At 44.0% G+C, this 13,463-nt stretch carries 12 protein-coding genes and 1 riboswitch; all 12 genes read right to left on the bottom strand.

The features are described from left to right. Positions 1-51: 51 nt before the first annotated feature. Entirely contained in the window at positions 52-1,116 is a 1,065-nt protein-coding gene (locus NST24_RS07710; RefSeq protein WP_008344915.1) for an inorganic phosphate transporter, read from the bottom strand. A gap of 13 nt (positions 1,117-1,129) precedes the next feature. After that, positions 1,130-1,831 (bottom strand): phosphoadenylyl-sulfate reductase, encoded by a 702-nt coding sequence (locus NST24_RS07705; RefSeq protein ID WP_342462505.1) that lies wholly within the window; start codon positions 1,829-1,831, stop codon positions 1,130-1,132. A gap of 45 nt (positions 1,832-1,876) precedes the next feature. After that, entirely contained in the window at positions 1,877-2,023 is a 147-nt protein-coding gene (locus tag NST24_RS07700) for a YezD family protein (RefSeq protein ID WP_008344920.1), read from the bottom strand. Between the two features lie 74 nt (positions 2,024-2,097). Then, a riboswitch (SAM riboswitch) is annotated at positions 2,098-2,200 on the bottom strand. A gap of 158 nt (positions 2,201-2,358) precedes the next feature. Then, positions 2,359-2,997 (bottom strand): orotate phosphoribosyltransferase, encoded by a 639-nt coding sequence (gene pyrE / locus NST24_RS07695; RefSeq protein ID WP_017359346.1) that lies wholly within the window; start codon positions 2,995-2,997, stop codon positions 2,359-2,361. A 7-nt stretch (positions 2,998-3,004) separates the two neighbouring features. Continuing rightward, a complete protein-coding gene (gene pyrF / locus NST24_RS07690; protein WP_159145666.1) occupies positions 3,005-3,709 on the bottom strand; it encodes an orotidine-5'-phosphate decarboxylase in 705 nt (234 codons plus the stop codon). Then, positions 3,681-4,613 carry a dihydroorotate dehydrogenase gene (locus tag NST24_RS07685; RefSeq protein ID WP_017359348.1) on the bottom strand — a complete coding sequence of 311 codons (933 nt, stop codon included), beginning with the start codon at positions 4,611-4,613 and terminating at the stop codon, positions 3,681-3,683. Before NST24_RS07685 ends, pyrF begins: the two co-directional genes overlap by 29 nt. Then, a complete protein-coding gene (locus NST24_RS07680; RefSeq protein ID WP_342462504.1) occupies positions 4,607-5,383 on the bottom strand; it encodes a dihydroorotate dehydrogenase electron transfer subunit in 777 nt (258 codons plus the stop codon). Before NST24_RS07680 ends, NST24_RS07685 begins: the two co-directional genes overlap by 7 nt. Next, positions 5,380-8,595 carry a carbamoyl-phosphate synthase (glutamine-hydrolyzing) large subunit gene (carB, locus tag NST24_RS07675; protein WP_039166760.1) on the bottom strand — a complete coding sequence of 1,072 codons (3,216 nt, stop codon included), beginning with the start codon at positions 8,593-8,595 and terminating at the stop codon, positions 5,380-5,382. Before carB ends, NST24_RS07680 begins: the two co-directional genes overlap by 4 nt. Then, positions 8,580-9,674: a carbamoyl phosphate synthase small subunit gene (locus tag NST24_RS07670; RefSeq protein ID WP_019743288.1), complete on the bottom strand. Its 1,095-nt coding sequence runs from the start codon at positions 9,672-9,674 to the stop codon at positions 8,580-8,582. The genes carB and NST24_RS07670 overlap by 16 nt, the downstream gene beginning before the upstream one ends. Continuing rightward, positions 9,671-10,957 carry a dihydroorotase gene (locus tag NST24_RS07665; RefSeq protein WP_035392124.1) on the bottom strand — a complete coding sequence of 429 codons (1,287 nt, stop codon included), beginning with the start codon at positions 10,955-10,957 and terminating at the stop codon, positions 9,671-9,673. The genes NST24_RS07670 and NST24_RS07665 overlap by 4 nt, the downstream gene beginning before the upstream one ends. Beyond that, positions 10,941-11,864 carry an aspartate carbamoyltransferase catalytic subunit gene (locus NST24_RS07660; RefSeq protein WP_342462503.1) on the bottom strand — a complete coding sequence of 308 codons (924 nt, stop codon included), beginning with the start codon at positions 11,862-11,864 and terminating at the stop codon, positions 10,941-10,943. The genes NST24_RS07665 and NST24_RS07660 overlap by 17 nt, the downstream gene beginning before the upstream one ends. A 129-nt stretch (positions 11,865-11,993) precedes the next feature. Next, the gene (locus NST24_RS07655) at positions 11,994-13,322 is read right to left on the bottom strand and encodes a solute carrier family 23 protein (RefSeq protein WP_024720322.1); all 1,329 of its coding nucleotides are present in this window, start codon (positions 13,320-13,322) and stop codon (positions 11,994-11,996) included. Between the last annotated feature and the right edge of the window lie 141 nt (positions 13,323-13,463).

Below are 13,463 nucleotides of genomic sequence, written 5' to 3'. Positions count from 1 at the left end.
ATCTTCCTCTCAATGTTCATATTTATTAGATGTTAATAGTCGGATTTATATTTAAATCCCGCCGCCCTGTTCATGAATCGAGCTGCTCTCATTTTTAACTGCCTTCATAAGACTCAGTGCACCTAGTGAAGCAAGCAGTACACTCATCATGATAAAGATAGAGTAATAGTCTCCTTTTAAGAAAAGGCTTACCAACAAATAAGATAGACTAAGTGATAAGAAAGGTGACACAACCCATACCTTCAGCATTTTTTTCACAACATGTTTATGAAAAATGTTCGGTCCACCCTTTGCCATACCAAGCCCAATAATGGACGAGGAGGTAATTTGAGTAAGGGGAACAGGGAGTCCGAATATAGAGCTGACGATGACAAGTCCTGCACCGGTGCTCGATAATAGAATGCCTTCACCCGTTTGATAGCGTGTAATTTTCTTTCCGTTTGTTTCTAGTACCCTTCTTCCTAGAAGCAGTGCCCCAATGGCCACAAAGATTCCGCCGTAAAGGGTTCCTTGCCCGACTGATAAAACACCTGATGCGACAAGCGGGCCGACCGCATTGGCGACATTGTTCATGCCGGCTGAAAATGCTTCTAAAAACCCACTAATAATCAAAACAACAGATAAGATCAATGTACCTTTTTTGGATAACGTCCGTTTAGGGAACAATCTGATGATTTTGACAACAGCAAAGGTAAAAACAAAGGCAACAATCGGAATAATCACCCAAAAAGAGACAATGACTAAGATCGATTTCACATACAGCACTTTATATGCGGCTGCCACACCGACCACAGCTCCTACTGTGACCTCACTTGTGGATAAAGGAATGGCCAAGAGATTCGCTATGAAAAGTGATAATGCGGCCGAGCCAATGATGATACACACAATTTCAAGTGTGATGACAGATTCAGGCATAATCCCGGAGCTGATCGTTTTGACGACCTCACCGCCGCCAATCACTGAACCTGCTAATATTCCAACTGCACAAACGCTGAGCGCGTATATTGGCTTTTTGATCGCACCTGAACCATATGCGATGCCCATCGAAGCGGCTGCTCCGCTTGCGCCAATATTTAAAGCAAAGAATAAGCTAAATAAAATTGCGGCGATTTCCATACATTATGCTCCCTTACTCATGTAATCCGCACTCAGTCTTTGCTGTCCCTGACCATCTTCCAGAACGCAAATCATCAGCAGTAAATGCCGGCTGTGTACAAGGTGCACACCCGATGCTTGGATACCCTTGGTCATGCAGCGGATTATAAGTAAGATCCTCTCTAGACGCATATCTCCATATGTCCTTCCACGTCCAGTGGATGAGCGGACATACTTTGACTGATTGGAATTTTTCATCCTTATTTAAGAAGTTCGTACCTGCTCGTTTAGGCGACTGCTCTCTTCTTAAACCAGACAGCCATGCCGGATAGCCAGATAGTGCCTCTTGCAATGGAATGACCTTTCTCATATGACAGCAGCTTTGAGGATTCGTTTCCCATAATTTATCACCATGCTGCTCATTCTGCTCTTCCACCGTCAGCTCAGGTGTTTTCAGCACGATGTCTAACCCAGGATATCTTTCCTTAACTGCATCAATGGTGTCGTATGTTTCCTTGAAATGCAGACCTGTATCTAAAAAGACAATTCTTGCATCTTTTTTTACTTTCACAATAAGATCGATCAGGACAATGCCTTCAATGCCAAAACTGCATGCATAAACGAGCTGATCACCATAGTGGCCGTACGCCCATTTCAGCACAGATAGGGCTCCTTTATACAAATCGTCCTCTTGAAATGTAATGGACGGCTCTTGCCAATTTTCATAAGTTAACATTGTTTCTCCCCTTCCGGAGTACTGCTTCTATTGCTATTCTCCGCACTACTTTAATCTGATTTTTTCATTTTTTTCCACTTGAATCACTTGACCGTCCTGAACGATCAACGTAATTGAACCGAATTTCATATCCCCAATCAGCTCTTGCATATGCTTCACTAAGTCCTCATCCTGGTTTTGTTTCAGTTCCATCTCCTCTTCCTCCTCACCGTTAAAATAAAAAAACTTTCTTTCAGTCCGAAAGAAAGATGAGGAAGCTCACGATTTCCTTATCTTTCAAAATAGAATCATTTTGCAGGAAGTAGCACCTTGCAAATCGCAGGTTGCCGGGCTTCATCGGGCCAGTCCCTCCACCTCTCTGGATAAGAGTTTTAATTTGTATTAAATATTAACACAATTCAAACAAAAGTCAACCCGACTTTATTGATAGGATTAGTTTTTATTTAAATTTGAGTCTATTTTACTATTTTTAACCAAATAAAAAGCTGTGCAGTGCAGCACAGCTTTTTTAAAACAAGACAAGCTTTTTAGACCGTTTCTTCCATCCAAGATTCAGACGAAGGATCCTGTCTCCAGCGTTTTAGTTTATTCATAGCAGAAGGCTCGATTGCTTTTAGCTCAAGTGCCACTTCTGTCAGTGTGTCATAGTCTGTCAGCGTGACATAGGGAATGTTTTTCTCTTGAAAAGCCGCAGCTGCTTTTGGCAGTCCATAAGTAAAGATCGCAACAACTCCGAGTACGTCACAGCCTTCTTCTTCTAGCGCAGCCACAACTTCAAGAACGCTGCCTCCAGTTGAGATGAGGTCTTCTACGACAACCACCTTTTGTCCAGGTGATACGGCTCCTTCAATTTGATTTCCTTTTCCGTGTGCTTTTGGTTTACTTCTTACATAACACATCGGTACATTCAGACGATCAGCTGCTAATGCCGCATGAGGAATGCCAGCTGTAGCTGTACCTGCGACAACTTCCGCTCCTTCAAAATGAGTGAGAATCAAGTCTTTTAAACCTTCCGCAATGTCCCCTCTGACCTCAGGATAAGACAAGGTGAGGCGATTGTCACAGTAAATCGGTGATTTGATACCGCTCGCCCATGTAAATGGTTCGTCTGGTTTTAAAGAGACAGCTTTGATTTGTAATAAATGCTTCGCGATTTTCGTTTTCATCCGGCAGTCACTCCCACTCTTTCAAAATTTGTTGATAAGCTTCCACTGGGTTTGTGGCTTTTGTGATCGATCTTCCCACAACAATCTGTGAAACGCCCTGCTCTTTGGCAAAGGCAGGTGTCGCCACACGCTTTTGGTCATCCGTTTGATCATTTGGTAAGCGAATTCCTGGCGTCACAGTGAGAAAGGAAGGAGAGATTTGTTCATGAAGCTGTTTTGATTCATGAACAGAGCACACCACACCATCAAGTCCACTTTCATATGCCAATTGTCCATAATGAAGCACAGCCTCTTGCAATGGGCGGTCAATTAGTAATTCTTTTTTCATCATATCTTCTGACGTGCTTGTCAGCTGGGTCACTGCAATAATGCTTGGGCGATTTTGCCCGGCAGGGGTTCCGCTTTCAAGCCCCTCTACGGCCGCCTGCATCATTCTTTTCCCGCCGGCTGCATGCACATTCACCAAATCAACACCAAGTGCAGCAAGTCTGTTCATCGCTTTTTGCACAGTTGTTGGAATGTCATGAAGCTTCAGATCAAGGAAAATACGGCAATTTTTTTCTTTCAGTGCATCAATAATGGCAGGACCTTCTTGGTAAAACAGCTCCATGCCGACCTTTACGAATAATGGAGTGCCTTCAAAACGATCTATAAAGGCGTGCGCCTCCTGTCCTGATGGAAAATCAAGCGCGATGATGGGCAAGTGCTTCATGTTTCCAGCTCCTTCCGATGCATTCCTCTACAGATGAATACCCATAAGCCGCTAACACATTCGGTAGTTCATCAATGATTTCCGGGCAAATAAATGGGTTCACAAAATTGGCTGTCCCAACAGCTACCGCACTTGCGCCAGCTAGTAAAAATTCAAGTACATCTTCAGCGCTTTGCACCCCGCCCATCCCAATAATCGGAATAGAAACGGCCTGACTGACCTCATGCACCATTCGAATGGCAACAGGTTTTACAGCAGGACCTGATAATCCACCTGTTTTATTGGCAAGAATGGGTTTGCCTGTTTTTAAATCTAAACGCATCCCAATCAAGGTATTGATCATGGTGAGTCCATCCGCTCCAGCCGATTCAATCGCTTTAGCAATCTCAACGATATTGGCTACATTAGGTGACAGTTTCACATAAACAGGAACGGAGGAAACTTCCTTCACGGCTTTTGTCAATGTAGCCGCCATTTCTGGATCGGTCCCAAAGGCAATTCCGCCTGTTTTCACATTCGGACACGAGATATTCAGTTCAAGGGCGTGAACATTGCTTGCTTGACTAATTTGCTTTGCTACTTCAACATAATCATCAACTTGTGATCCAGCAACATTGGCAATAATAGGGGTATCGAACTGCTCAAGCCAAGGTAATTCATGTTCAAGCACGCCTTTTAGACCTGGATTTTGGAGACCAATCGCATTCAGCATACCGGCTCCTGTCTCAGCTACCCTCGGTGTCGGGTTGCCAAATCTCGGTTCAAGGGTCGTGGCTTTAATCATGATGCCGCCCAGCAAGGAAAGGTCATATAATGATGCGAATTCTTTTCCAAATCCAAAACAGCCTGATGCAGGAATGATTGGATTTTTTAAAGATAAGCCGGGTAATTCGATGTTTAGCATGATAGCGCCACCTCCTCCGCTTTAAAAACAGGTCCATCCAGACAAACTTTAACGTACGGTTTCTCGTGCTGATCGGTATGACAGACACAAGCAAAGCATGCACCGATTCCGCAGCCCATTCGTTCTTCCATTGAAATATAGACAGGCTTATCGGGATAAGAGTCTTTTAGTGCTTTTAACATAGGTGTCGGTCCACAGGAAAGCAAGACATCAAAGTCCAGCTCATTCTCTTCAATGACATTTGTCACGAAACCTTTCGAACCATATGTCCCATCAACGGTTGCGATAAGCGTATCTCCGAGTGCTTGAAACTTCTCCTCATAAAATACATCCTTTTTCGATTGAAAACCGAGAACATGCTTTACGATGACGCCTTTTTTCGTTAACCGCTTAGACAGTTCATATAGCGGAGGCACACCGATTCCTCCACCGACTAATAATGCGGTCTGTCCGGCCTGAACGACTGAAGGGTCATAGCCGTTTCCAAGCGGACCTAACACATCGACTGACTCTCCCGCCCGCTTTTGGGAAAGGAGCTTTGTGCCCTCTCCCTCTGCGCGGTAAATGATGGTTGCTTCTTGCTTTTCGGCATGAATGTTGGCAATACTGATCGGCCTTCTCAGCAGCGGTGTCATGGATTCACTGACCTTTATATGAAGAAACTGTCCAGCTGTTTGAAAGGATTCAACAAGATCACCCTTTAATGTCATTTCGTAAATATGATCAGCGATCTCTCGGTTCGAGACGACCGTCAAGTATGCTTTTTTCATATCGTTACTGTCACCTCAGCATTCGTTTTCACTTCTGGCATTTCATCTGCTCTAAATGTCATGCTCTCTAGCACTCTTAAAATCGCTTCCGCTGTATCTAGTGACGTTAAGCAAGCGACACCATTTTCAACAGATTCACGTCTAATTCTAAAGCCGTCTCTTGCTGGCTGTTTTCCTTTTGTTAAGGTGTTGATGACAAATTGGGCTTCACCATTTCGAATGACATCCAGCAGATTCTTTCCTTCTTCTCCTATTTTGCCGACAACACTTGATGGAATGGAAGCTTGTTTTAAGTAATTCGCTGTTCCTTCTGTTGCTAAAATATGATAGCCGATGGAATGGAATCTTCTTGCAATCTCAAGTCCTTCTTCTTTATCTTTATCAGCCACTGTCAGGAGAACCGTTCCGTCTTTTGGAATTTGAATGCCTGATGCAATCAGCCCTTTGTAGAGGGCTTTTTCGATTGTGACATCTTTCCCCATGACTTCACCTGTTGATTTCATTTCAGGCCCTAGTGTAATATCTACTCTTCTTAGTTTTGCAAAAGAGAAGACTGGGACTTTGACATATACGCCTTCTTGCTCAACATGAAGCCCTTCTTGGTAGCCATAGTTTTTCAGTTTTTCTCCTAAAATAACCTTTGTAGCTAAGTTCGCCATTGGAATGCCTGTAATTTTACTTAAGAATGGGACAGTCCGGCTTGAGCGCGGATTCACTTCAAGTACGTACACTTCTCCTTTTGATAGCACAAATTGAATGTTCAAAAGCCCAATGATGTTAAGCCCTTTTGCGAGTTTAATCGTGTATTCTGCGATTTTCGCTTTGATGTCCTCAGACAAAGTTTGCGGCGGGTAGACCGCAATGGAGTCTCCAGAGTGAACGCCGGCTCTTTCAATGTGTTCCATAATGCCTGGTATGACAACCGTTTCTCCGTCAGACACAGCATCTACTTCAATTTCTTTTCCTGTCAAATACTTGTCAATAAGCACTGGATGCTGCGGATTGACTTTCACCGCATTCTCCATGTAGTGAAGGAGCTCAGCTTCTTGATACACAATTTCCATTGCACGGCCGCCTAATACATAGGAAGGACGGACAAGCACGGGGTAACCGATTTGATTCGCAATCGCTACTGCCTCTGGTACAGACGTCGCTGTCTTACCATTTGGCTGCGGCACGCCGAGTGTTTCTAATGTTTGTTCAAACTTGTCACGGTTTTCCGCACGGTCAAGGTCTTCAAGCGAAGTTCCAAGAATCTTAACCCCTCTATTTGATAATTCATCTGCTAAGTTAATCGCTGTTTGTCCGCCAAACTGAACAACGACACCTTCTGGTTGTTCAAGGTCGATGATGTGCATCACATCTTCTACAGTGAGTGGTTCAAAGTAGAGCTTATCTGAAATACTAAAATCTGTTGAGACAGTTTCAGGGTTGTTGTTAATAATAATGGCTTCATAGCCTGCTTGTTTGATTGCCCACACTGAATGAACGGTCGCATAATCGAATTCAACCCCTTGTCCGATTCTGATTGGACCTGAGCCTAGCACGATGACACTTTTCTTATCTGTTCGTTCGGATTCATTTTCATCTTCATATGTGCTGTAGAAATACGGTGTTTCTGATTCAAATTCTGCCGCACATGTGTCCACCATCTTATACACAGGAACGATGCCTGCTTCTGTTCTTAGGTTATAGACATCTGCCTCATTCATATTCCATTCGCGGCTAATATAAATATCTGAGAAACCTTTTTCTTTCGCTTCTTTTAAAACGTCTACATTGCCTTTGTTTTCTTTTAGTGTCTTTTCAAATGCGATGATGCCTTCCAGTTTATGAAGGAAGAAATAATCAATTTTCGAGAATTCATGAATCTGTTCGACAGTATAGCCTCTTCTTAGCGCCTCAGCGATATAAAACAGACGCTCATCTCCTGCTTTGATAATCCGCTTTTCAAGCACTTCGTTTGTAATGTCCGCTTCGTCTTTTAATTCAATGTGATGCACATCCGCTTCAAGTGAACGAACAGCCTTTAAAAGAGACTCTTCTAATGTGCGGCCAATCGCCATGACTTCACCTGTTGCTTTCATTTGTGTTCCAAGTCGTCTGTTGGCAGATTCAAATTTATCGAACGGCCAGCGCGGGATTTTTGAAACAATATAGTCAAGTGCTGGCTCGAACGCTGCATATGTTTTACCTGTGACTGGGTTCATCATTTCATCAAGTGTTAGGCCGACTGCGATTTTCGCTGCAAGTTTTGCAATTGGATATCCAGTTGCTTTAGACGCAAGAGCAGAAGAACGGCTCACGCGCGGGTTTACTTCGATAATATAGTATTGGAAGCTGTCTGGATCAATCGCCAGCTGTACGTTACATCCGCCTTCAATGCCAAGTGCACGGATCAGCTTGAGTGACACATTACGAAGCAGCTGATATTCACGATCACTTAGCGTTTGACTTGGTGCCACAACGATACTGTCACCTGTGTGGATGCCGACAGGATCAAAGTTTTCCATGTTACAAACCACAATGGCATGATCTCCGCTGTCACGCATGACCTCATATTCAATTTCTTTAAAGCCTGCGATACTTTTTTCAAGCAAACATTGTGTCACCGGACTTAACTTCAGTCCATTCTCGACGATTTCTTTTAATTCTTGCTCATTTGTACAAATTCCGCCGCCTGTTCCGCCTAGTGTATAGGCTGGTCTAACAATGACCGGGAAACCGATTTGATCTGTGAATGCCATCGCTTCTTCAAGGTTATGGATGATTTCACTTTCTGGTACAGGTTCATTTAATTCATTCATTAGATTACGGAATAAATCTCTGTCCTCTGCTTTTTGAATAGCTGACAGCTTGGTGCCTAGTACTTCAACACCGCATTCAGCGAGTACACCAAGATCTGATAATTCAACAGCAAGGTTCAATCCAGTTTGTCCGCCAAGTGTCGGCAAAATCGCATCAGGACGTTCTTTTCGAATGATTCGTGTTAAAAATTCTGGTGTCAGTGGTTCGATGTATACCTTATCGGCCATTTCTGTATCTGTCATGATCGTCGCAGGGTTAGAGTTCACAAGAACGACTTCATAGCCCTCTTCTTTTAGCGCTAAGCAAGCCTGTGTGCCTGCATAGTCAAACTCCGCTGCCTGACCGATGATGATTGGACCTGAACCGATCACTAAAATCTTTTTGATATCTACGCGTTTTGGCATACTTCTTCCCCTTCTTTCTCAGTTGTATGAATCATGTCCATGAACTCGTCAAATAAGTAGTTCGCATCTTCTGGACCCGGTGATGCTTCTGGGTGATACTGGACAGTGAATGCTGGTGCTTCTTTATGTTTTAATCCTTCAATCGTATTATCATTTAGCGCAATATGTGTGACTTCAAGCACGTCTTCATTAATGGCGCTAACCGTGTAGCCATGGTTTTGAGACGTCAAGGTTACCTTGCCAGTTGCTAGTTCTTTGACTGGATGATTGGATCCTCTATGACCAAATTTCATTTTTTCTGTACTTGCGCCGCACGCAAGCGCGAATAACTGGTGTCCTAGGCAGATACCAAAGAGTGGTACCTTTCCAATCAGCTGCTGAATCATTTCAACCGCTTCTGGCACATCGACTGGATCCCCAGGTCCGTTTGAAAGCATGATGCCATCTGGTTTTAACTGTAATACTTCATCTGCCGTGATATTGTATGGCACCACAATGACATCACAATCTCGCTTATTGAGTTCGCGCAAAATGCCATGCTTCATGCCGAAATCGACAAGCACAATTCTTTTGCCTCTTCCTGGACTTGGATACGCATTTTTCACAGATACTTGGCTTACTTGATCTGTTGGTAGCTGCATTGTTTGAAGGCGGCTCACAACGTCTTCTACTTGTTCATCCGGTCCTGCAAAAGCTCCTCTTAATGTACCTGCACTTCGAATCATGCGCGTGAGCTTGCGTGTATCAATGCCGCTAAGACCCGGGATATTTTTCATTTTTAAATACTCATCAAGTGAGTATGAAGAGCGCCAGTTTGAAGGCTTTTCACAAAGCTCTTTCACGATCAGCCCTTTCACAAACGGTGTGATCGATTCAAAATCATCACGGTTAATGCCATAGTTGCCGATCAGCGGGTAAGTGAGTGTGACAATTTGTCCGCAGTACGACGGGTCAGACAAAATTTCTTGATAGCCTGTCATCCCTGTGTTAAAGACGACTTCTCCGACTGACGGTTCTAAGCTGCCAAAACCTGTTCCTTCGAATACTGTTCCGTTTTCTAGCACTAAGCGTCTCTTCATTTTACTAGTCTCCCCTCTTCATAAACGACTTTCCCAGATGCAAGTGTCATGACCGGCCATCCTGATACAGTCAATTTGTCAAACGGTGTATTTTGCCCTTTAGATAAGAAGCTTTTTTTGTCAATTGCCATTTCTTTGTTTAAATCAATCAGTGTGATATCAGCGATTTGACCTTCTTCCAGCTTTCCGTATGGAAGAGCAAAGGCTTCTGCTGGTTTGATGGTCATATAATCAACTAGTTCTTTTAATGTCCATTCCCCTGTTTTCACAAAACGTGTGTACAGAAGCGGGAACGCTGTTTCAAGTCCGACAATCCCAAATGGTGCCCTCTGCATCGTTTCGTTCTTTTCTTCTTCTGTATGCGGTGCATGGTCTGTGGCAATAAAATCAATCGTGCCATCTAAAAGTCCCTCGATCAGTGCCTCGCGATCTTCTGCTCCTCTGAGCGGCGGATTCATTTTATAGTTTGTGTCAAGACCTGGAATGTCTGCATCACATAAGAGAAGGTGATGTGGAGAGACCTCAGCCGTCACACGAATGCCTGCTTTTTTTGCATCGCGTACCACTCGGACGGATTCCTTTGTACTGATATGACATACATGATAATGACAATTCGCTGCTTCTGCTAAGAGGACATCTCTTGCAATATGCACCGATTCACAAATTGACGGTATCCCATTTAACCCATTTGCTTTTGAAAAGTCTCCTTCATGAACGCATCCTCCATAAATGAGTGAGTTATCTTCACAGTGCGCCACTATGGCTTGATCAAGGCTTGCTGCCTTTTTCATTGCTTCGTACATCATGCCTGCGGTTTGAATACCAACACCGTCATCCGTAAAGGCAAATGCGCCCGCTTCTTTTAACGCTGCAAAGTCTGTCATCTCTTCGCCAATTTGTCTCGTCGTGATGGAAGCGTATGGCAGTACTCTTACAGAGGAGGTCTCTTTGATTCGATTCATCAGCCATTCCATTTGTTCTTTTGTATCTGGAACTGGTCTTGTATTCGGCATCGCTGCAATGGTCGTATACCCGCCTCTTGCTGCTGCCTTAGAACCTGTTTCAATGGTTTCTTTTTTCTCGCCGCCTGGCTCTCTTAAATGCACATGCAGATCAATCAAACCTGGTGATACAAATAGCCCTGCTGCATCAATGACTTCTTCTCCGTCTTCTCTTTCTAAGTGACCCATTGCTTGAATCACTTTTCCTTCTACCCTAATATCCTGCTGCACTCTTTCCCCTGTGCTTGTTAAGATAAAACCGTTTTTAATGAGATATGACATAGACAGAATCTCTCCCTTTTTGATGTAGTCTGCTATTTTGAAAAGCCCTTTTTAACACAGCCATTCGGATATACACACCATTTTCCATTTGTTTGAAAATCCTTGACTGTTTTGACTCTACTAATGAATCATCTATTTCAACACCTCTATTTACTGGTGCTGGATGCATAATAATTGCTCTTTCTTTCATTTTGCTTGCCCTGTCTACTGTTAATCCATAAGTCGATAAGTAACCCTCGTTGCCCATCTTTTCTGAGTGTCTTTCATGCTGAATTCTCAGCAGCATCACCACGTCAGACCGCTTCATGGCTTCGTCCACTTCGACATACGTTCCATGAGGGTTTTGTTCATCTTGGAAGGATGCTGGTCCTGAAAAGAGCACTGTCGCTCCTAGTCTTGCGAGGACTTCAGCATTGGACCTTGCCACCCTGCTATGTTTGATATCACCATGAATCGAGATCGTTAAGCCTTCAAAACCGCCAAACTCTTCATAAATCGTCATCAAATCCAGCAATGATTGGGTAGGATGCTGACCGCAGCCATCTCCCGCATTAATGATTGGAATCCCGACCTTCCCAATCAGCTCTTTGTAATATTCGTCTGTACTGTCTCTGATGACACATGCCTTGACTCCGATGGATTCAAGTGTTTTCACTGTATCGTAAAGGGTCTCTCCCTTTTGAACAGAGGTACTTGCTGCGTCTAGGTTCAGCACATTCATTCCAAGTTTCTTCTCTGCCACCTCAAAGCTAAAACGCGTTCTTGTACTTGGTTCAAAGAAGAGGTTCGCTACAAATTCACCTGCTAAATCATGTTCCTGTTTCCCTTTTTTCAATGCACATGCTTCTTCAATCAGCTGTAAAATTTCTTCCTTTGACAAGCTGCTCATTGTCGATAAATCATTCATTTTTTCTGCCCCCTCTAGTTTTTCATCACTTTCAGGTTCAAAAAACCCTAAGCCTCGGCAGCTTAGGGTTCTCCAAAAGAAGCAGGGGTGCTTTCGCACGTTCTGCTCCGTTTAGAACCCTTGTCAGCCTCACTGGACTTCTTTTAAAAGGTTTTCGGTATTCGATTCATTTGACTCATCATCTTCTGCCTTCTGATGCGGCAGAATCATGTTTAACAGGACGCCAGTAATGGCAGCGAGTGCCATTCCTGACAGCGTCAGATTGATTTGTTTCACCTCAATGAATGCCCCGCCAATTCCAATGACTAAGATGACTGATGCGATAATGAGATTGCGCTTTTCTTCAAAGTTCACTTTATGATCAATCAGGATTCGCAGTCCGCTTGAGGCTATGATTCCAAAGAGCAGGAACGAAACGCCCCCCATAACCGCGGACGGTACTGTACTGATTAATGCTGAAATTTTCCCAACAAAGCCGAAGCAGATCGCAAACACCGCTGCTCCGCCGATAACGAAGATACTGAACACTCTTGTGATCGCAAGGACGCCAATGTTCTCTCCATAAGTCGTTGTTGGAGGTCCGCCGATGAGTGAAGCGAAGATTGTCGCCGCACTGTCTCCTAAAATGGAGCGATGAAGACCTGGCTTTTTAATAAAATCTTGTCCAACAACTTTGCTTAACACGACTTGATGGCCGATGTGCTCAGACATGGTCACAAAGGCAACCGGCACCATCACTGTGAGAATGCTTAAGGTCACAGCAGGTGTATAGTCGACAAATGGCACAACAAAGTCTGGTACAGCAAACCATTTTGCGTCAATAACCGGCTGGAAGTTCACAATGCCTTGTGTTAAAGCAAAAAGGTAGCCGCTGATAATGCCGATTAAGACTGGAATCAAGCTAAGGAATCCTCTTAGGAAGATCATACTAATAATGGTGACAGCGAGCGTGAAGCCTGCAACCATTAAGTGCTTCAGGCTGTAAACAAGCTCCTTTGCATTTGGATCCACGTACATCGCCATGTTAACAGCTGTTCCAGCGAGTCCGAGTCCGATGACCATAATAACGGGTCCTACAACGACAGGCGGCAGAAGCTTCATTAGCCAGCCTGTGCCGAGCCATTTGATAAATAATGCGATGAGTGCATATGCCACACCCGCCATAAAGGCACCTACCATTGCGGCTCCAGGGCCGCCGGTGGCTTTTACATTCAAGATAGGGGCGATAAAGGCAAAGGACGATCCAAGATACGCCGGAATCTGTCCTCTTGTGATGATTAAGTACACAATGGTTCCAACCCCGCTTGATATGAGCGCAACGGCTGGGCTCATATCAATGATCTTTGGTACAAGAATGGTTGCACCAAACATGGCAAACAAGTGCTGCAGGCTGAGTGACAGCCATGTGAACGGTTTTGGGATATCTCGAATGCCTAAATTGGCTTTTTGCTGACTCATGATTTTCCTCCTAGATGTGTCCTTTTTCATTAAAAAAGCCTCTTTGCGAGTATGCGCAAAGAGGCCTAGAAAAACCGTACACGTCACTTTAGTCGTGTGCTCGGTGTCTCTGTTATTGCCCTCTTTGCAAACTCTCTGGAA

The organism is Bacillus sp. FSL R5-0286, assembly GCF_038593245.1.
Taxonomy (GTDB): Bacteria; Bacillota; Bacilli; order Bacillales; family Bacillaceae; genus Bacillus; species Bacillus altitudinis.
The sequence above is the reverse complement of the archived record's forward strand: the minus strand, read 5'-3'. Positions and strand labels throughout refer to the sequence as shown.

Coding starts and splice junctions, on each gene's coding strand:
- NST24_RS07710 (WP_008344915.1), bottom strand. CDS start 1,116: ATGGAAATCGCCGCAATTTTATTTAGCTTATTCTTTGCTTTAAATATT.
- NST24_RS07705 (WP_342462505.1), bottom strand. CDS start 1,831: ATGTTAACTTATGAAAATTGGCAAGAGCCGTCCATTACATTTCAAGAG.
- NST24_RS07700 (WP_008344920.1), bottom strand. CDS start 2,023: ATGGAACTGAAACAAAACCAGGATGAGGACTTAGTGAAGCATATGCAA.
- pyrE (WP_017359346.1), bottom strand. CDS start 2,997: ATGAAAACGAAAATCGCGAAGCATTTATTACAAATCAAAGCTGTCTCT.
- pyrF (WP_159145666.1), bottom strand. CDS start 3,709: ATGAAGCACTTGCCCATCATCGCGCTTGATTTTCCATCAGGACAGGAG.
- NST24_RS07685 (WP_017359348.1), bottom strand. CDS start 4,613: ATGCTAAACATCGAATTACCCGGCTTATCTTTAAAAAATCCAATCATT.
- NST24_RS07680 (WP_342462504.1), bottom strand. CDS start 5,383: ATGAAAAAAGCATACTTGACGGTCGTCTCGAACCGAGAGATCGCTGAT.
- carB (WP_039166760.1), bottom strand. CDS start 8,595: ATGCCAAAACGCGTAGATATCAAAAAGATTTTAGTGATCGGTTCAGGT.
- NST24_RS07670 (WP_019743288.1), bottom strand. CDS start 9,674: ATGAAGAGACGCTTAGTGCTAGAAAACGGAACAGTATTCGAAGGAACA.
- NST24_RS07665 (WP_035392124.1), bottom strand. CDS start 10,957: ATGTCATATCTCATTAAAAACGGTTTTATCTTAACAAGCACAGGGGAA.
- NST24_RS07660 (WP_342462503.1), bottom strand. CDS start 11,864: ATGAATGATTTATCGACAATGAGCAGCTTGTCAAAGGAAGAAATTTTA.
- NST24_RS07655 (WP_024720322.1), bottom strand. CDS start 13,322: ATGAGTCAGCAAAAAGCCAATTTAGGCATTCGAGATATCCCAAAACCG.